Source organism: Pseudarthrobacter sp. NPDC092424 (assembly GCF_044754925.1).
Lineage (GTDB): Bacteria > Actinomycetota > Actinomycetes > Actinomycetales > Micrococcaceae > Arthrobacter.
Map to the genome: position 1 here is coordinate 516,129 of NZ_JBIVQC010000002.1, position 17,541 is coordinate 533,669.

General features: G+C 66.2%; 22 protein-coding genes and 1 riboswitch. Of the genes, 8 read left to right on the top strand and 14 right to left on the bottom strand.

The window, feature by feature from the left end; genetic code table 11:
• Positions 1-58: 58 nt before the first annotated feature.
• The 5 genes from pgsA to ACIQCN_RS05395 form a co-directional block, all read right to left on the bottom strand.
• A complete protein-coding gene (pgsA, locus tag ACIQCN_RS05375) occupies positions 59-682 on the bottom strand; it encodes a phosphatidylinositol phosphate synthase (protein WP_400603577.1) in 624 nt (207 codons plus the stop codon).
• Entirely contained in the window at positions 675-1,259 is a 585-nt protein-coding gene (locus ACIQCN_RS05380) for an HIT family protein (RefSeq protein WP_400603575.1), read from the bottom strand. The genes pgsA and ACIQCN_RS05380 overlap by 8 nt, the downstream gene beginning before the upstream one ends.
• Positions 1,260-1,276: 17 nt before the next feature.
• Complete coding sequence (gene thrS / locus ACIQCN_RS05385; RefSeq protein ID WP_400609755.1) at positions 1,277-3,286, bottom strand: threonine--tRNA ligase; 2,010 nt, start codon at positions 3,284-3,286, stop codon at positions 1,277-1,279.
• Positions 3,287-3,358: 72 nt separating this feature from the next.
• Positions 3,359-6,799 carry a DNA polymerase III subunit alpha gene (locus ACIQCN_RS05390; protein WP_400609757.1) on the bottom strand — a complete coding sequence of 1,147 codons (3,441 nt, stop codon included), beginning with the start codon at positions 6,797-6,799 and terminating at the stop codon, positions 3,359-3,361.
• Positions 6,796-7,137: a DUF6504 family protein gene (locus ACIQCN_RS05395; protein WP_400609759.1), complete on the bottom strand. Its 342-nt coding sequence runs from the start codon at positions 7,135-7,137 to the stop codon at positions 6,796-6,798. The genes ACIQCN_RS05390 and ACIQCN_RS05395 overlap by 4 nt, the downstream gene beginning before the upstream one ends.
• A gap of 128 nt (positions 7,138-7,265) precedes the next feature.
• On the opposite strand from ACIQCN_RS05395, the gene ACIQCN_RS05400 reads away from it, so the two are divergent.
• On the top strand, positions 7,266-7,655 hold the full coding sequence (locus ACIQCN_RS05400; protein WP_400603570.1) for a hypothetical protein: 390 nt from the start codon (positions 7,266-7,268) through the stop codon (positions 7,653-7,655).
• Positions 7,656-7,661: 6 nt separating this feature from the next.
• Here the strand turns inward: ACIQCN_RS05400 and ACIQCN_RS05405 are convergent, their stop codons facing one another.
• The gene (locus ACIQCN_RS05405) at positions 7,662-7,982 is read right to left on the bottom strand and encodes a chorismate mutase (RefSeq protein ID WP_400603568.1); all 321 of its coding nucleotides are present in this window, start codon (positions 7,980-7,982) and stop codon (positions 7,662-7,664) included.
• A 19-nt stretch (positions 7,983-8,001) separates the two neighbouring features.
• Between ACIQCN_RS05405 and ACIQCN_RS05410 the strand changes: the two genes are divergently transcribed.
• Positions 8,002-8,424, top strand: coding sequence for a VOC family protein (locus tag ACIQCN_RS05410; protein WP_400609761.1), 423 nt, complete (start codon positions 8,002-8,004; stop codon positions 8,422-8,424).
• A 37-nt stretch (positions 8,425-8,461) separates the two neighbouring features.
• Here the strand turns inward: ACIQCN_RS05410 and ACIQCN_RS05415 are convergent, their stop codons facing one another.
• Entirely contained in the window at positions 8,462-9,226 is a 765-nt protein-coding gene (locus ACIQCN_RS05415) for an SOS response-associated peptidase (protein WP_400609763.1), read from the bottom strand.
• A gap of 98 nt (positions 9,227-9,324) precedes the next feature.
• Here ACIQCN_RS05415 and ACIQCN_RS05420 point away from each other — a divergent pair, with 98 nt between their 5' ends.
• Positions 9,325-9,582: a mycoredoxin gene (locus ACIQCN_RS05420; RefSeq protein WP_050684421.1), complete on the top strand. Its 258-nt coding sequence runs from the start codon at positions 9,325-9,327 to the stop codon at positions 9,580-9,582.
• A gap of 196 nt (positions 9,583-9,778) precedes the next feature.
• A complete protein-coding gene (locus ACIQCN_RS05425; RefSeq protein WP_400609765.1) occupies positions 9,779-9,985 on the top strand; it encodes a hypothetical protein in 207 nt (68 codons plus the stop codon).
• Between the two features lie 19 nt (positions 9,986-10,004).
• Here ACIQCN_RS05425 and ACIQCN_RS05430 read toward each other — a convergent pair whose 3' ends face one another.
• The gene (locus tag ACIQCN_RS05430) at positions 10,005-10,751 is read right to left on the bottom strand and encodes a biotin/lipoate A/B protein ligase family protein (protein WP_400609855.1); all 747 of its coding nucleotides are present in this window, start codon (positions 10,749-10,751) and stop codon (positions 10,005-10,007) included.
• A 16-nt stretch (positions 10,752-10,767) separates the two neighbouring features.
• Between ACIQCN_RS05430 and ACIQCN_RS05435 the strand changes: the two genes are divergently transcribed.
• Positions 10,768-11,160 carry a DUF2177 family protein gene (locus tag ACIQCN_RS05435; protein WP_400609767.1) on the top strand — a complete coding sequence of 131 codons (393 nt, stop codon included), beginning with the start codon at positions 10,768-10,770 and terminating at the stop codon, positions 11,158-11,160.
• Between the two features lie 28 nt (positions 11,161-11,188).
• Here ACIQCN_RS05435 and ACIQCN_RS05440 read toward each other — a convergent pair whose 3' ends face one another.
• Positions 11,189-11,992: a thioesterase family protein gene (locus tag ACIQCN_RS05440; protein ID WP_400609769.1), complete on the bottom strand. Its 804-nt coding sequence runs from the start codon at positions 11,990-11,992 to the stop codon at positions 11,189-11,191.
• Between the two features lie 161 nt (positions 11,993-12,153).
• Here ACIQCN_RS05440 and ACIQCN_RS05445 point away from each other — a divergent pair, with 161 nt between their 5' ends.
• A complete protein-coding gene (locus ACIQCN_RS05445; RefSeq protein WP_400603559.1) occupies positions 12,154-12,831 on the top strand; it encodes an endonuclease/exonuclease/phosphatase family protein in 678 nt (225 codons plus the stop codon).
• On the opposite strand, the gene ACIQCN_RS05450 is transcribed toward ACIQCN_RS05445, so the two are convergent.
• Together ACIQCN_RS05450 and ACIQCN_RS05455 are read right to left on the bottom strand one after the other, a co-directional pair.
• On the bottom strand, positions 12,828-13,331 hold the full coding sequence (locus ACIQCN_RS05450; protein WP_400609771.1) for an NUDIX domain-containing protein: 504 nt from the start codon (positions 13,329-13,331) through the stop codon (positions 12,828-12,830). The two genes, ACIQCN_RS05445 and ACIQCN_RS05450, sit on opposite strands and share 4 nt — an antisense overlap.
• A gap of 85 nt (positions 13,332-13,416) precedes the next feature.
• Entirely contained in the window at positions 13,417-13,608 is a 192-nt protein-coding gene (locus ACIQCN_RS05455) for a DUF1918 domain-containing protein (protein ID WP_377216083.1), read from the bottom strand.
• 178 nt (positions 13,609-13,786) lie between these two features.
• Between ACIQCN_RS05455 and ACIQCN_RS05460 the strand changes: the two genes are divergently transcribed.
• Complete coding sequence (locus ACIQCN_RS05460; RefSeq protein WP_400609773.1) at positions 13,787-14,680, top strand: glucose 1-dehydrogenase; 894 nt, start codon at positions 13,787-13,789, stop codon at positions 14,678-14,680.
• Between the two features lie 40 nt (positions 14,681-14,720).
• On the opposite strand, the gene ACIQCN_RS05465 is transcribed toward ACIQCN_RS05460, so the two are convergent.
• Genes ACIQCN_RS05465 through ACIQCN_RS05475 form a run of 3 tightly spaced genes read right to left on the bottom strand, consistent with a single transcriptional unit; the run spans position 14,721 to position 16,031 of the window.
• Positions 14,721-15,173: a DUF1810 domain-containing protein gene (locus ACIQCN_RS05465; protein WP_400609775.1), complete on the bottom strand. Its 453-nt coding sequence runs from the start codon at positions 15,171-15,173 to the stop codon at positions 14,721-14,723.
• The gene (locus ACIQCN_RS05470) at positions 15,166-15,678 is read right to left on the bottom strand and encodes a DNA alkylation repair protein (RefSeq protein ID WP_400609776.1); all 513 of its coding nucleotides are present in this window, start codon (positions 15,676-15,678) and stop codon (positions 15,166-15,168) included. Before ACIQCN_RS05470 ends, ACIQCN_RS05465 begins: the two co-directional genes overlap by 8 nt.
• Positions 15,675-16,031, bottom strand: coding sequence for a TraR/DksA family transcriptional regulator (locus tag ACIQCN_RS05475; RefSeq protein ID WP_400603551.1), 357 nt, complete (start codon positions 16,029-16,031; stop codon positions 15,675-15,677). The genes ACIQCN_RS05470 and ACIQCN_RS05475 overlap by 4 nt, the downstream gene beginning before the upstream one ends.
• Before the next feature lie 435 nt (positions 16,032-16,466).
• Positions 16,467-16,636: riboswitch (cyclic di-AMP (ydaO/yuaA leader) on the top strand.
• A 3-nt stretch (positions 16,637-16,639) separates the two neighbouring features.
• Between ACIQCN_RS05475 and ACIQCN_RS05480 the strand changes: the two genes are divergently transcribed.
• Positions 16,640-17,458 (top strand): LysM peptidoglycan-binding domain-containing protein, encoded by an 819-nt coding sequence (locus tag ACIQCN_RS05480; protein ID WP_400603550.1) that lies wholly within the window; start codon positions 16,640-16,642, stop codon positions 17,456-17,458.
• Positions 17,459-17,541: the final 83 nt, after the last annotated feature.

A 17,541-nucleotide genomic window follows, 5' to 3' on the forward strand; every position in this document is an offset into this window, starting at 1 on the left:
TCCATTGACCGGGCAGTCCTAATACTAGTCCCACCGCGGGCCGCCGGCTTAATCAGGGTTAATCCGCCGGCGCTGCCTCGGCCATGGCCTGCCGGCGGACGGAAACGATGCGCTGCACCACGGTGATAAGACTGGCTGCGCCCAGCAGCACCAGAGTGGCCAGCAGCACCACCGGCGGCAGGCCCAGGCCGGTGAACCCGGTGACCACCAGGACGGACACCAGTCGTTCGGCGCGCTCGGCCACCCCGACGTTCGCGGTGAACCCCAGGGATTCGGCCTTGGCTCTGGCATAGGAAACCACCATGCCCAGGACCAGGCAGATGGTGGCCGCCATGGCAATGGGCACGTTGGACCCGCCGGTGAAGAACCAAATGGCCAGCCCGGCAAAGAGGGCGCCGTCAGCAATGCGGTCCAGCGTGGAGTCAAGGAAGTTGCCCCAGCGGCTCTTCACGTTCTGCATCCGGGCCATGATGCCGTCCAGGACGTCCGAGAAGATAAAGGCCGTGATGAACAGCGTGCCCCACCACAACTGGCCCGACGGATAGAACACCAGCGCGCCAACCACCACGCCCGCCGTTCCCGCGATGGTGACCGCATCCGGCGAAACGCCGATCCGCAGCAGCCATCTGGCCAGCGGCGTGAAGAGTGCGGTAAAGAATCCCCTGGCGTGCCTGTTAAGCATCCGTCTCCCCGGGCCAGGCCTCGGCCACCTGCCGGCGGACCTCATCGAGGGTCTGGGTGATGGCTTTGGTCTGGGCAATGATCGGGAAGAAGTTGCCGTCGCCGCCCCAGCGGGGAACGATGTGCTGGTGCAGGTGGGCCGCAATGCCGGCGCCTCCCACGACGCCCTGGTTCATGCCAAGGTTGAAGCCGCCGGGATTGGATACCTTCCGCAGGACGCGCATGGCGGTCTGGGTGAGCTCGGCGAATTCGGCGGTCTCCTCCACGGTGAGGTCGGTATAGTCCGGAACGTGCCGGTAAGGGCACACCAGCAGGTGGCCCGGATTGTACGGGAACAGGTTCAGCACCACGTAGCAGGTCTTGCCTCGGTAGACGATCAGCGCTTCCTCGTCCGTGCGGGCGGGACCCACGCAGAAGGGGCAGTCATCCTGGTTCTTGAACTGGTGCTGGCCGCCCTTGATATACGCCATGCGGTGCGGGGTCCACAGTCGCTGGAAGGCGTCCGGAACACCGGCGAGGTCGAAGTCGTCCGTTACGCCCGAATCCCCCGGATACCCGGCGCCTGTGTTTTCCTGCACGGTGTGTTCCGTTTCCGCTAGCTGGTCCGGTTGCGGACGGCTTCGGTGATCCGCTTGACCGCCTCGGCCACCGGCACGCCGTTGTCCTGGCTTCCGTCACGGAAGCGGAAGGACACGGCACCTGCCTCGGCGTCGTCCCCGCCGGCAATCAGCACGAACGGGATCTTGTCCTTGCTGGCGGTGCGGATCTTCTTGGGGAAGCGGTCTGAGGAGGTGTCCACCTCGGCGCGGATGCCCGCAGCCTTGAGCTGGTCAACGACGTCGAACATGTACTCGTTGAAGGCCTCCGCCACCGGGATGCCCACCACCTGGACAGGAGCCAGCCAGGCGGGGAACGCGCCGGCGTAGTGCTCGGTGAGCACACCCATGAAGCGCTCGATGGAACCAAAGAGGGCGCGGTGGATCATGACCGGCCGCTGGCGGGTTCCGTCGGCGGCCTGGAATTCCAGCTCGAAGCGCTCTGGCAGGTTGAAGTCCAGCTGGATGGTGGACATCTGCCAGGTCCGGCCCAGCGCGTCCTTTGCCTGCACGGAAATCTTGGGACCGTAGAAGGCAGCCCCGCCCGGGTCCGGAACCAGTTCCAGTCCGGACTCCTGCGCCACCTCGGCGAGGGTCCGGGTGGCTTCTTCCCAGGTGGCGTCGTCGCCAACGTACTTTTCGGGGTCTTTGGTGGACAGTTCCAGGTAGAAGTCGTTGAGCCCGTAGTCCTTGAGCAGGCCCAGGACGAAGTTCAGGGTCTTGGTCAGCTCGTCCTTCATCTGCTCGCGGGTGCAGTAGATGTGGGCGTCGTCCTGTGTCATGCCGCGCACCCGCGTCAGGCCGTGCACCACGCCGGACTTCTCGTACCGGTACACGGAACCGAATTCGAACAGCCGCAGCGGCAGTTCACGGTAGGACCGTCCGCGGGAGCGGAAGACGAGGTTGTGCATGGGGCAGTTCATCGGCTTCAGGTAGTAGTCCTGGCCGGGCTTGCGCACGGTGCCGTCCTCGTTGAGTTCGGCGTCCACGTGCATGGCCGGGAACATGCCCTCCTTGTACCAGTCAAGGTGGCCCGAAACCTCGTACAGGTGGCCCTTGGTGATGTGCGGCGTGTAGACGAAGTCGTAGCCGGCCTCGACGTGGCGCTGGCGGGAGTAGTCTTCCATCTCCTTGCGGATGATGCCGCCCTTGGGGTGGAACACCGGCAGGCCGGATCCGAGTTCGTCCGGGAAGGAGAACAGGTCGAGTTCGGAGCCCAGCTTGCGGTGGTCGCGGCGTTCGGCTTCGGCGATGCGTTCCTGGTAAGCCTTGAGGGCTTCCTTGGTGGGCCAGGCGGTGCCGTAGATGCGCTGCAGCTGCTGGTTCTTCTGGTTGCCCAGCCAGTAGGCGGAGGACGAGCGCGTCAGCGCGAAGGCGTTGGAGATCAGCTTGGTGTTGGGCAGGTGCGGGCCACGGCACAGGTCACACCAGACGGTGGTGCCTTCCTTGCGCTCCACGTTGTCGTAGATGGTGATGTCGCCGGCGCCCACCTCGACGTTGACGCCTTCCCCGGCTTCGGCGGCCTCGTTTTTCTTGCCCAGGAGCTCGAGCTTGTAGGGCTCGTTCTTCATGGCCTCGCGGGCTTCGTCCTCGCTGACCACGCGGCGGACGAACTTCTGGTTCTGGTTGATGATCTTCTGCATCATCTTCTCGAGGGTCTTGAGGTCCTCGGGGGTGAACGGTTCTGCGACGTCGAAGTCGAAGTAGAAGCCGTCCGTGATGTAGGGGCCGATCCCCAGCTTGGCGTCCGGCCGCAGCTGCTGCACCGCCTGGGCCATGACGTGGGCGGTGGAGTGGCGGAGCACGTTCAGGCCGTCGGGGGAATCGATGGTGACGCCCTCGACGTCGGCGCCTTCCGGCAGCTCCTGGTCCAGGTCCTTCAGTTCGCCGTTGACGCGGGCCACGACCACGTCGCGGCGCTCAAAGAAGAGTTCCGCACCGGTTGTCCCGGTAGCCACCTTGGTCTCTTCGCCATCGACGAGAAGGGTGATCTGCTGGGCATCTGACACGGGTGTCTCCTATTCAAAGTTACGGCTTCATAGCTTGTGGCGTACGGGGACCACAGCCAGCCACCGTCAATGCTATAGGTTCTGCGGAGGGCCGACCAACGCGGCCGCGGGGACGGGGAGTGTCTCCGGGCGGGCAAGGTCCCAGGCCATGCTGGCGCTGAGGCTGATTCCCCGCGGCCCTGTCCGGCGGGTGGTCCCCCGGATCAGCAGCAGCCGGGTGCCGAACAGGAGCGGGCCGGCGTTTTCCTGGGCCTCGTGGAAGAAAACCGAGTCGATGCATCCGGTGCCGTCGTCAATGCTGATGAACACCACCCGCCTGCCCCCGCGCATGGGAGGCGTCTGGGTGGCGACCCGCACCCCGGCCACCAGCACTTCGGTGCCGTTGCGCAGGCCCAGCAGCTTGTCCGCCGTGGTCACCCCCAGGCTGTCCAGCAGCGGCCGGTGGCTGTCCATCAGGTGGCTGCTGACGTCCACGGCCAGCAGATCCAGCTCCGCACGGACATTGTCTGCCAGGGTGGGCGCGGGAAGGCCCGGCCGAACGTTGCGCAGTTCAATATCGCCCAGGGGCAGGGACAGCTGTCCCTCGAGGACTTCCCTGCCTTTCCGCGCGCTGCCCGGGGCGGAGAGCTCCTGAAGGTGGTGCACCAGGTCCGCCCGGTTTGCCGTACCGCCGGCTTCCCGGTGCAGTGAATCAAAAGCGCCCAGCTGGGCCAGCCGTTTGATGTTCGGCTTGCTGACCCTGGCCCGGGCGCGGAGATCGGCAAGCGAGTCGTACGGCTGGCCCGCAACGATCCGCTTAAGTTCGGTGGCGGACAGGCCGTAGATCCCATTCAAACTCAGCCGGATGCCCAGTTTTCCGGTATCAGGCCCGGACAGGATCCGCTCCACCCGGTACTCGGCGTGGCTGCGGTTGATGTCCAGGGGAAGGATGGGGATGCCCATCCGCCGCGCTTCAGCCACGAGCAGCCGCTTGGGATACATTCCCGGATCGTGCTCCCACAGGCCGGCCAGGAAGGCTTCCGGATGGTGCGCCTTGAGCCAGGCCGACTGGTAGGTGGGCACGGCAAAGGCGGCACCGTGGGCTTTGCAGAACCCAAAACTGCCAAAGGACTTAAGGGTCCCCCAGACCTTGTCCACCACTTCCGGGGTGTAGCCGTTTTTCCGTGCTTCCCTGCGGAAGAACTCCTCCACGCCCAGTTCGAGCGCTTCGTTGCCCAGGGCACGGCGGAATTCGTCCGCCCGCGCCAGGCCGCAGCCGGTCATGACATCGAAGGTCTTCAGGATCTGTTCGTGGAAAACAGTGACCCCGTGTGTTTCCGCCAGGACGGGCTTCAGGTCCGGGTGCGGATAGACCTCGGGGGCGAACCCGTGCCGGTGTTCAAGGAAAGGGCGTACCATGTCCGATTTCATGGGCCCCGGCCGGAACAGCGAAATATCGATGATGAGGTCGTTGAACTCGCGCGGCGCCATTTTGCCGATCAGCTCCCGCTGCCCCGGGGACTCGATCTGGAAACAGCCCAGGGTGTGGGTGCTGCGGATGAGTTCGAAAGTCGCTTCGTCATCCAGGGGCACGGCGTTGAGGTCGATGCGGCCGTTGTCCGCAATGTAGTCGGGCCCGGAGCCGTCAGGTCCGGGCGCGTGGCGGCCCGCGGACACCACGTCCTCCTTGCCGGAATGGATGCGGATGACCTCCCGGACAGCAAAGGCCATGGCACTCTGCATCCGGACGCCCAGCACGTCCAGCTTGAGCATCCCCATGGGGTCCATGTCGTGCTTGTCGAACTGGCTCATGGGCAGCCCGAGGCCGCTGGGCTGCACGGGAGTGCGGTCCAGCAGGGTGGCATCCCCCAGGATCACCCCGCACGGGTGCATGGAGATGTGCCGGGGCAGCCGGTCCAGGCGTTCGGTGAGGTCCACCAGCATGTCCAGCTGCTGGTTTCCGTCCGCGTCCCGCCGCTCCACACGGCCGGCGAACCCGCGCAGCTCCGGTTTCTCCTGCAGCGCCTCGCGGAACTTTCCGGCCGAAAACCGCCACAGCTGCTTGGCGATCTCCCCCACTTCACCGTCATCCATGCCCAGGGCAAGCCCCGCGTCCCGGACAGCACCCCGGGCACGGTAACCGTTCTGCATGCTCATCAGCGTGACCCGCTCCGCGCCGAAGCGTTCGAAGATGCGGTGGTAGACGTTATGGCGTTCGGCGCTTTCGACGTCGATATCAATGTCCGGCAGGGTGGCCCGGTCCCGCGACAGGAACCGCTCGAAAATCAGGTCGTGCTGCAGGGGGTTCACGTGGCTGACCTCGATGAGGTAGTTAACCAGGCTGGACGCCCCCGAGCCGCGCGCAGCGGCGCGGACCCCCATTTCCTGGATCATCCGGGACACTTCTGCCACGGTCAGGAAGTAGGCGGAAAACCCCAGGTTCCGGATGATGCCCAGTTCATGCTCCAGGCGGGCCAGCATGTCCCGTTCAGCTGACCCGGCGATACCGGAGAACCGCCTGCCGATCCCGGCGTGGCAGCGCTGGGTCAGTTCCGCATGCGGGTCCTGGCTGATGCCAAGGACGGAGGCTTCGGGAACCACCGGCCGCTTCCAGCCCATATCCGATGCGGGATCGATCCGGCAGAGGTCCGCGAGCGCCTCGGTCTGCGCCATGAGCTGTTTGAGGTCCGCGGCGCCATAGCCGGCCGCGGAGATGATTTCCTTGCCCAGCTGGAGCATCTGCGCGGATGTTTTCAGCCAGCCCCGGCCGGTGGGCTGCAGCAGCGGTTCGCCGGCGAGCTCCGGGAGGGATTTCAGGGTGCGGGCCGAGTCCAGGACGTCCGCTGTGGGCGCCCCGTCCGCGGCACAGTACCTGACGGCGTTGGTGAGGATGGCGGGGATGCGGTGCTCTTCGGCGAGCTTGAGCATACGGACGGCGTGGGCCGTGCTGAGCGGCGTCCCGGGAGGGCTGAGCTGGGAGACGATTTCGGTCACCACGGTGCCGGCGGGCATGGCGTCCAGCCATGCCTTGAACAGGGTGCGGGGGCGCAGGTAGCGCCGTCCGCCCATGGCACGGCCCACGTCCGAGTCAGGGCCGATCAGCACGGTGAGGACGGGTTTGAGGGTGTTCGGGTCCAAGGTGCGCGATGCCAGTTCCGCGCGGGTGACGGCAGCCGGGACCGCTCCCCCGGATTTGCCCGAGGTGCGGGCGTGGGCATCCGATACCAGCCGGCACAGGGCACGGTAACCTGCCCCGTTGTTGTTTCCGCGCGCCAGTACCACCACCCGGCCGGACACCTGGGTGCGGTGGTCGCCGTCGTCGTCGAAAACTGCGAGGTCCACCCCGACGATGGGATCGATTCCCGCGGCCATGCAGGCTTTGAGGTGCTTGACGGTTCCGTACAGGCCGTCCCGGTCCGTGCAGGCGAGCGCTGTTGCCCCGTCCGCCGCGGCGGCCTGGGCGAGTTCCTCGGGCCAGGAGACCCCGTAGTGCGCACTGAAGGCGGTGGAGACGTGGAGGTGGGTGAAGCTCATGCTGTCCGGGGCCGCAGTGCATCGTGGATCCGCAGGAGCCGCCAGCGGCCGCTGCCGGTATGGCGGGAAAGGTCCAGGGTGAGCGGCTCCCCCGCAGCATCCGGACCGTTGGCTTCCGGACCGGCGGCGGGCAGGACCTGGACGCGCCAGATTTCATGGTCCACCAGGCCGGGCCCGCTGCCCAGGGGCGCGCGGCGTTCCTCCGCCCACCATTGGCGGCGCTCATACCAGCGGACCGGTTCGGCGCAGACCGTGTATGACCGCCCGCCCCAGCAGAGTTCCCGGGGCTCGCCGTCCGGAGAGCACGCCACATCCACGGATTCACTGAACAGGCCCATGGCTGCCTCCCCGGATGGAACGAACGAATTATTCGAATATGTGTTCGAATAATTCCAGTCTACGACGGGGCCAGGACAAAACCTAGACGGGGGTGGACTGACGGTGCGGCAGGGAGCAGGATGGAGCCATGAGCACCGATGACGCACTCCTCAAGCAGGCAAGCCTCACAACGCAGGACTCCACTGCCATCGCCACTTTTGACATAGACGGCAGCATTCCCGGTTCCGGCGCCTATGTGGTGGGCCTGATGGGGGCCACGCCGGACTACTCCGCGCAGCGGCGGCTGTGCATCGAATTCATGAACGGGGAGGCCATCGCCTTCTACTCGTTCAACCGGGACCAGGGCATAGAAGAGGACTATGACCTCTCCGGCGTGACCCATTCGGCCACCAGCATTACCGGGCAGTTCCCGCTCGCCGCCATCAACGGGCTGGGCGAGGGCCATGTGATGACCGCCTTCAGCGAGGCGGACGGAAGGGACTTCCAGTCCGGCGTGCCGGTCTCCGAGTCCCTCTAGAGGGTTTTAGCCGTTGCCTTTGTGCACGCGCATTTCGAGTTCGATGAACCCGGAGATCATGGCCCGGTAGGTGGATTCGACGATGTCCGGGTCGATGTCCTTCTTTTCCGCGGCCGAACGGACGTGCTCGATGATCCGTTCCACGCGTCCGGGTGCCCGCACTTCGGCGTCGTCCCCTTTAAGGGTTCCGGCGATGCGGATGAGCCGTTCGCGCCGGGCGATGAGGGTGACGATCTGGTCATCCACCTCGTCAACGGCGACCCGTACGGCAGCAAGCTGCTCTTTGTCCGCCAGGGCGTCCCTATCATTTCCTTGAATTGTCGCCATCGTCTGACAGTATCGAAGCATGCAACCCAGAGTCGACTTCATCTCGCTAGGTGTCCGCAGTGTTGCCGCGTCCCGCGCGTTCTACGTCGACGGGCTCGGATGGCCGGTCCACCGCGAACTGGAGGGCGACGTCGTATTCATACAGGTCAACCACGGCCTGGTCCTCTCCCTCTGGGATGCAGGCCAGATGCGGGCCGAGGCGGGCGTGGACGCCCCTGGCCCGGTTCCCTGCATTACACTGAGCCACAACCTGCCCGGCACCGATGAGGTGGACCGGGTCATGGCGGAGGCGGCCGCTGCCGGCGCAAGCATCATCGCCGAACCGGTCACCCAGCCCTGGGGCGGTTACAGCGGCTACTTTGCGGACCCGGACGGCTTCCGCTGGGAAGTTGCGTACAACCCTTCCTGGACAGTGGACGACGCCGGCACGGTCACCGTCTGAGCGGCGCCGCCGCCAGAGGGGCTGCTTGAGGGGGCTGCTAGAACAGCGCCTCCACCGGCCGGATGAGTTCCGGGCCGTTATTGCGTACGTTGCCCACCTCCCGGCCAACCGTTTCCACTTTCCAGTCCGCCGCCACGTCCCGCACCCGCGCCCGGACCAGATCCACCAGTTCCGCGGCGTCGTCCGCTGCAGGGTCGAGCCAGGCACGCATGGTGTCCTTGTCCATGGGCAGCGGCACCCGGTCATGCAGCTCCGTCAGCTTGCCGAAGACAGTTGATTCCGTCCCGGGCGGCGGGGTGTCTGCCGTCAGGATGGAAGTGGAGAGCAGCCAGCGTGCCGGCTCCCCGTCCGGCACGGAAGGGTCTTTCCACCATTCGTAGAGGCCGGCAAAGGCCAGCCCGTGGTCCGTGCCGGGGTGCACATAATAGGGCTGCTTAGCTTTGCCGGGCCCCTGCTTCCATTCGTAGTAGCCGTCCGCGGGGACGGCGCAGCGCCGGGACCGCACAGCCTTCCGGAAAGCCGGCTTTTCCAGCACGGACTCACTCCGGGCATTGATCATCCGGGAACCGATCGAGGGATCCTTCGCCCAGGAGGGCACCAGGCCCCAGCGCGCCACGTGCAGCTGGCGCACGTGCCGTGGCGCTGGTCCGCCGTCCTCCACCAGGCGCTCCAGGACGATGGGAACCTCATCGGTGGGCGCCACGTTCCACGACGGCGGGACGTGCACCTCGTCCTCCAGGGCGGCGTCGAACCCGGCCAGCAGGTCACCCACGGCACGTGCCATCACATAGCGTCCACACATGGCTCCAGCATGCCATCCTGCGAAGCCGCCCGGGAATAGCGCCGGTCGCGATACCGTTGACCCCGACGGACCCCATTACCAACAGCAAGGAGAGCCCTGTGGACTTCACTCCCGAATCCGGCACCATCACCATGTTTTCCACCACCTGGTGCGGCTACTGCAACCGGCTGAAGAAACAGCTGGACGCGCAGGGCATCGGGTACACCGAGATCAACATCGAGGAAGTGGACGGCACCGCCGAGCTCGTGGAGCAGCTTAACGGGGGCAACCGCACGGTTCCCACGGTCCTCTTCCCGGACGGCACCGCCGCCACCAACCCCTCTGCCGCCGAGGTCAGGACCCGCCTGGCCGCGTAGCGGAAAGCGCCCCAGAAAGCGCGTTTGATAGACAGAACGGGACCGGCGGTGCGCTGCCGGTACCGTTCTGTCCATCTGCATTAGGGAAGCCTTCCATGGTCCATAAAGTCAAAGGTGTCATCGCCCGCTCCAAGGGTGCGCCCGGACGTTTTCGCCCGACGTCGGCACCTGGGACGTCGACAACACCGTGTGGATCGTGGGCGATGACACCGTGTGGATCGTGGGCGATGACAGCGACTGCGTGCTGATCGACCCCGCGCACGACGCCGACGCGGTGGCCGCCGCAGTGCGAAGCCGGACTTTCAAGGCCATCCTGCTGACCCGCGGCCACGGGCATGGCGACAGCACCACCACCGGCGCCGAGGCGCCGCAGCTGGACGAATGGATCGCACGCGGGCACTGACCGCGGCCTCCTGCGCGGGTCACGCCTCCAGGCTGCTGAAGGGAGCCGCCACCAGGCTGGCGTGGCCCGCATAGGTTTCCAGCAGCGCCTTTTCCACGGCGTCCACGTCAAGGCCGGGCACCAGGTCGTCCGCCGCGCCGGCGGTGGACGGTTCCCACTCCAGACCAAGCGCCGCGTAGGTGTCCGTCAGAACCTTCCGGATGGGCCCGGAGTCCTCCACCACGATCACGGAACTGAACAGCCAGCCCCCGGCCACCACGCGCTGGGCGGTGCCTACCAGCTTGATCTGAGAGCCGTTGGCGGCATCGGTGCCGTGCACGCTGAATTCCCCGGGGCAGTACTCGCCGGGGATCTCGCCCACTGCGGCCTGCACTCCGACCCTGAGCAGCGTTTCGGCGAAGAGACCGCCAAAGTAGCCGAAGCGCGTCTTTGATCCGGCGATGGCGTCATGGTCCGGTTCGATATGATCCACCACCAGTGTGCCTTGATGGTACGCCGCCGCACGCCCGCCGGCCCTGCGGACCAGCGGCTCAAAGCCGTCATCGCGGCACGCCTGTTCAGCGGCCGCGAAGCCGGGCAGCCTGGTGTCCCGCTGGCCGAACGCCACCGTGGGCTCCGGCCGGTAGAGCCGCAGGGTGGGTCCAAGTCCGCCCGCCTTGGCCCTGGCCAGCAGTTCCAGGCCGAACTCAAGGTCCCGCCCGGCGCCCAGCGACGTTTCCTGACGCACCACCGTCAGGGTGCGCCCTCCGGGGCCGGTGTCCTGCATGTTGCTAAGCTCCCTTATGGTCATCTTGCAATTCCTCGTTGTCGCCGCCGCGTTCGCCGTGATTGACGCCGTCTGGCTCAAGCTCATGAACCCGTTCTACCGCAGTCACATCGGGGAGCTGCTGGCGGACAAGCCACACCTAGGTTACGCGGTGGCCTTCTACGTCCTTTACATCGCCGGAATCGTCTTCTTCGCCCTTCGTCCCGCGCTCGACGGCGGCACCTGGCTGACCGCGCTGGGCTACGGTGCCGCTTTGGGCGCCTTCGCCTACGCCACCTATGACCTGACCAACGCGGCCACCCTGAAGGTGTGGCCGCTGCGGCTGGTAGTGGTGGACGTCCTGTGGGGTGCTGCCCTGACCGGGCTGTCCACCGTTGCCGGCTGGCTGGTGTTCCACAACAGGTCCTGACGCGCGGAGCCCGGCGCAGGGCCAGGACTCAGGTGCGGCGCAGCGTCAGGATCTGCTCGGCCCGGCCAAAGGGCCCCTGAAGGTCGTGAAGCACCGTGGAAGTCAGGCCGATTCCGTCCCTGCCAAAGGACACGGCGTTGTCCAGTCCCAGCCATTCGCCTTCCGGGCGGCGGTACATGTGGATCTGCAGGTCCAGGTTGGGGAAGGCATAGCTGTCCTTGCCCGGGGGAACGCGTGCGGCGATGCCGTTGGCCGTATCCACCATCCCCATGAGGCGGGCCAGGTCGCCGCTGTCCGCCCGGTCCGTCAGGGGGTGATCGGTGCGGAGCCAGACCTTGCCGGCGCCCGGGCGATGCCCTTCGGCCACGCGCATCTCGAGGGAGCGGATGTAGCCGCCGGGCCAGACGGCGGACCCGTCGTAGGGCTTGCAATCGTCCGGCCCGGCAATGGCGGCATCCTCCACGGCGGCAACGGCAGAGGTGTCCGAGGTGGCCATGCGCCAGGCGGTGGCCCGGATGGCGGTGCGGTCGTTGGCCACGAGCTCAGCCTGGACCAGTTCGATGGTCCGGCCGGGCCGGAGCGTGGTGGTTTCAATATGGAAGTCGCCGCCGGGAATCAGGCCGAGGATTTCATAGCTGAGCCGTGCCATCCGCATGTCGGTGCGGGGTTCGTGCCGCTCCAGGCGATCGGCCAAAAGGCCGGAGGCCGGCGCCATGTGCTGCTCGTGGACGTTCCAGGCACCCTGGGCGTGGATCGTGGAACGGAACCGGCCGCCGTCTAGCTCCTGGTAGTAGAAATGTCCTTCAGCCAGTTCAGGCAGGTCTGTGGTCACCGTTGGCCCCTTCTGCATGTTTAAGTGAATCGGCACTAACTCTAACGGCTTGTCCAAAACATCCCGCCGCCGGGACTCGCCGAAATGTTGGAGTCCGGACGGCGCCGTCTGGGTAGACTCAGGAACTGGGTCCTGTCAGCAACCCTCGGAAGAGGAGTTCCATGCGCGTCATCAGCTACAACCTCCGCAAACACAAGGCCAGCGGCGAGCTCCTTGCCCTGGCCCGGAACCATGACATCGATGCGATGTGCCTGCAGGAAGTGGATTCCAGCGACCTGCCGGAGACGCTGGGCCCGCTCCATCTGGCCGACGCCACCAAGGGCAACCGGCTGGGGCTGGCCATCTATTACCGCACCAGCCGCTTCACGGCCATGAACACGCAGTCGTTCGCGCTGAAGAAGTCGATGCATGACCGGGTACTGGCCCCGGCACATGAGCGCCTGATCGGCACGCGGGTCATGGACAATGAGACCCAGCACGAACTGGTGATCGGCTCCTTTCACGCTGCCCCGCTGACGGCATCCAACTCGCTGCGCCGCAAACAGATCCACGCCGCGCACGCTGAACTCCTGACCATGGGTAAAGGCCTGATGACGCTCATGGTGGGTGATTTCAACTACCCGTTCTTCACCAAGAACCTGGACATGCACATGAAGAACTCAGGCTATGCGCTGTCCCTCAGCAACCGCCGGACGTATACGCGGTACAAGGTATTCAAGGGCCACTTCGATTTCGCCACGTCGCTGGGACTGGACATCCAGAGCGTGGAGACACTGCCGCGCGGGAACTCGGACCATCTTCCCATCCTGGTGACGGCGGAGTACGGTCCGGACTATTAGGCGGGTTTCCGGGCTTCCAGCCGCTTCCGCAGTTCCGGCCAGGCAGCAGCGAAGCCGGGGTGCAGTTCCTTGCGCTCCACGTCGGCCAGCGGCACCCAGAGTAATTCGATGCTCTCGGGATCACTGATCACCGGGTCGAACGGCTCACGCGCCAGCACCGCCACGGTGGTGTAGGACCAGTAGCCCAGGTCCAGGACCGAGGTGAAGAGGACATCAACGTTCGACGCCGGAACGGCAGCTTCCTCCCACGCCTCACGGAGGGCACCGGCCACTGCCCCTTCCCCCTCGTGCAGCGCACCTCCGGGCAGGCCCCAGGTGCCGCCGTTGTGACTCCAGGTGGCGCGGTGCTGCAGCAGGACGCCCTTCGCGGGATCGTAGGCCAGCACGCCGGCGGCGCCGAAGCGGCCCCAAAACCGTCCCTGCCCGCCCTCCACCCAGGCATCGCCGGGATCACGCGGGCCGGTCCGGACGGGCGGGGTGGAAGTCACTGAATGATCCATGCGCACCAGTCTGACAGGCGCACCCTCCGCGGCGCACCCGTTCGTAACAGACGGCTTCGGTAAAAATGCTTCAGCAAAAAGTGGTTCAGTTACCGTGCCCGCGGTCTACGGCGAAATCACCGCCGGGGTACATGACTGTTTCATGGCCGTCGTCAAAGCGGACCAGGTACGGCGGTGTCCCGCCAGGCCCCCTGACTTCGACAATAACGCCGTGCCGGTCGGAGGACCCGACGTTCCGTCCGTGCACGATGATGCGGTCTCCCTGTGCTGCCTCCATCGCATTCACCTCCAGTCCCAGATTACGACTGCGGCCCTGGACGCGACAGGGGCGCCTCACCCGGTTTCCACCTGCGGCCGGTTTGCGGGTTGGCAGGGAGAGCTTCAATGCCTAGGGTAGAAATGTAAGCCTACTTACTTTTGCTGCGAAGCATTCCCAGTCGTCAGGAGGACCACCCATGACAGACCAGTACACCTTTCGCAACCCGGTCACCGCGTACGAGGAAATCTCCCCGCCGAAGCAGCACCAGCCGGAGCCGGGCCTGGATGCGGCACTGGTTCCCAAGGCAGACCTCGGCGAAGAAACCTACCGCGGAACCGGCCGCCTGGAAGGCCGGAAGGCGATCGTGACAGGTGCCGACTCCGGCATCGGCGCCGCGACAGCCATCGCGTTCGCCCGGGAGGGGGCCGACGTCGTCCTTTCTTACCTGCCCGAGGAAGAGGAGGATGCCGGGCGCATTGCGGGCCTCATCGAGGCCAGCGGGCGGAAGGCCGTCAAGGTGCCAGGCGACCTCAAGGATCCCGCCGTGTGCCGGGAAGTGGTGGACACCGCAGTGTCGGCCCTGGGCAGCATCGACATCCTGGTGAACAACGCCGGCAAGCAGGTGGCCCAGGAGGAGCTGGCAGGCATCACGGATGAGCAGTTCGACCACACGCTCAAGACCAATGTGTATGCCATGTTCTGGCTCACCAAGGCCGCCCTGCCGCACATGCCGCCGGGCTCGACCATCATCAACACCACCTCCATCCAGGCCTACAACCCTTCCCCGACGTTGGTCGATTACGCCACCACCAAGGCCAGCATCAACAACTTCACCAAGGGCCTGGCGCAGCAGCTTGCGCCCAAGGGCATCCGGGTCAATGCCGTGGCGCCGGGTCCCATCTGGACACCGCTGCAGGTCAGCAGCGGCCAGCCCAAGGAAAAACTGCCGGAATTCGGGCAGTCCACTCCCCTGGGGCGCGCCGGCCAGCCGGCCGAGCTGGCACCTGCTTACGTGTTCCTGGCCTCGCCGGAGTCCAGTTACGTGGTGGGCGAGACGCTGAACGTCAACGGCGGCAACCCCACGCCGTAGCCCGGCACGACCGGCCGCCGGCACCGCCGCCGGAGCGCAGCTATTCTGCCGCGTGGTCCGGCATGTCCAACAGCAGCCGGTCCGTCGCGGCGTCGGGCACGCCGTCGAAGAACGTGGCGAGGACGGTCTTGAACACCGTCTCCCCGGGCGCTGCGCGGAGGAACAGGGTCGCGGACGAGTGCAGTTTGCGCGCGTCGATGCCGCCCAGGATTTCGTCCGCGGAGCGCCCGGCATGGGCGGCGAGTGCCTGTGCGCATTCCAGGAGCCGGGGGCCCAGCACCGGATGCGCCAGATAGGCTCTGGCTTCTTCGAGAGATCCGATCGCGTAGCGCTGTGACGTGGGGCTTTGGCCGAGCCCGGCAACCTGCGGGAACACAAACCACATCCAGTGGCTGCGTTTATGCCCTGTCTGCAGCTCGGCCAAAGCCTGGTGGTATGTCCCACCGCTGTCCTGGGCGGCCGTGAACCGCTCAAGGTTGTACCGGTCATTCATGGTTCCCTCCGATCCGGGCCGCGGCCCGTAGCTGACGATCCGGATCCGCCTTCCAGCGATCCAGCACCGTAACGGCCCGCCTCCGGTCCTTTTCGCCGAGTGCGCCAAGCAGCGGAACAAGGACGTCGGCCATGAGCGGATCTGTCAGTTCCGGGGTGTGCGCGGACCTGAGGAACCCTTCGATGCGGGTCAGGTCGGTGTGCCGCAGCAGACCCACCCTTGCCTGAAGCAGCACCACCGCTGCAAGTCTCCGTTCAAAGACAGGCCTGCTCCCTGGCTTCGGCACGCCCCAAAGTGCCGAAGCCAGGAACACCACCCCGTCATGGTCCAGGTCCCGGAACTTCCGCAGCGCGTCCCTGACGGTTCCCCGCACGGCACCCACAGATGCCCCGTAGGAGGCCAGGCTGCCGCCCAGCCGCCCCTCGACGTCGTCCGCCCTGTACCAGGTACCCTCGTTCTGCAACGTGCGGTCGATGAATGCGGCCACATCCTGGACCGTTGTCACCGGCGTCCCGCCGCTGCGTGCGTGATGCAGTAGGGCGTCCAGGGCCTGGCCTCGAGGCGGCCCTCCGCAATGGCTTCGCCGCACACCGCGCAGATGCCGTACGTCCCGTCATCGATTCGGTCCAGCGCGGCCTCCACCTGGTCCAGGCCGGCGCTGCTCTGCTTGAGGAGCGCGGAGGCCTGCGACAGTTCAAACGCGATGGTGGAGCCTTCTGGATCGTGTTCGTCGTCCACATTTGCGTTCTGACGTGCCGAATTAGCCGAGGCGATATCCGCACGAAGGGCCGGCAGGAGCGCCACCTTGCGGGTGCGTTCCTCCTCCAGCATCAGCCGGAACCGCTCAAAATCAGGCATGCCCAAAGCCTAGCCCCGGCCGCCACGCACGTCAGTACCGGCCCACCGCCATCCAATGGCCCCATGCCCTGCTGGGCGACCACCACCGGTCACGGATGCAGGCTTCCGGGGGCACGGCGCGGGGCCGTGATCGCGGCCCCGGGACATAGTCCGCAATACCACATCCTTCAAGGGCTGACTGAGCTTGCAGGCGCGCAAACCGCAGGCAGCAGTCCGGGATTGTTACGATGTGATGCATTTCACTTCGGACCCGTCGGCCGCGGGCGTCTTTCGAGGTCAGCGCGCCATGCAGGGTGAATCCAAACGATAGCCTAATCCGAGAGAAGGGCCTCGGATGTTATCCAAACGTGACATTTAGCTGGACGGCGGGTTACGGTCGAGTGGTGTCCCTCCCCGATGGGACATTCCCACCAGCCTGCCGAGCCCTGCCGCTGGACCGGGATACCACCGTTTCCAATTGGCAGGGACGGGGGAACCAAGTTTCCACGGCCTCATTGAGGCCTAGGGGTTAAGTCGAAAGCCTTTCCGCTTGTGCGGATGCTTCCGACCGGGCATCTCCAGCCCGAACCCGACAGCTCACCCCGCAGGCATGGGAGAGGCGATTCACTGTGTCAAAAATTTCCACCACCGCCCGTCATCGTGCAACTCCGACCGGCTCCATCACCGTCCAGGGCCTGGCCCGGACCTTCGGCCGTCCCGCACTGGCAGTAGCCGCGGCATCCGGCATTGCGCTCAGCGTCGGCGCCCCCGCCCAGGCAGGTGTGAGCGGCCCGGACGCTGAAGCAACGTCGGTCCAGACGTCCTCCGCACCCGCGGCAACTGCTGCCGCGGCAACTGCTGCCACCGTGCACACCGTGGTTTCCGGCGACACCCTGGGCGCGATCTCCGCTGCCCACGGTGTGGCTCTGGCCGATGTCCTCGCGGTCAACGGCCTCTCCATCGACACGATCATCTACCCGGGCGACCAGATCGAGATCCCCGGCGCAGGCTCTGCGGCGGCTGCACCGGCAGTTGCACCTGCGCCCGCACCCGCACCGGTCCAAACGACTGCAGCGGCGCCGACGAACACCGGCATGAACCTGTCCTACGCGTCCACCGCGCCGGCCGAGTCCACCGGCACGGGCACCGGCGCAGGGATCCTCGCCTCCGCCTACAGCCAGATCGGAATCAACCAGGACTGCACCGCCATGGTCGAGACCGCCCTGCGCTCGGTCGGAAAGAGCGTTGGCGATCTTGCCCCCACGCAGTTCTACCAGTACGGAACCGTGGTCTCCACCCCGGCCCCCGGCGACCTGGTGATCACCTCCGGCCACGTCGGCGTTTACGCCGGCGACGGCCAGGTTGTGAGCGGCGGCATCGACGGCTACAAGACGGACGTGCACTCGCTCAGCTGGCTCGCCGGCGCCTCCTTCGTGCGCGTGGCCTAGGCAGCACCAAGGGCCGGAAAGGGCGGCATTCGGAAATCATCCCGAATGCCGCCCTTTCCCCGTTAAACATCCGGCAGTTGGCT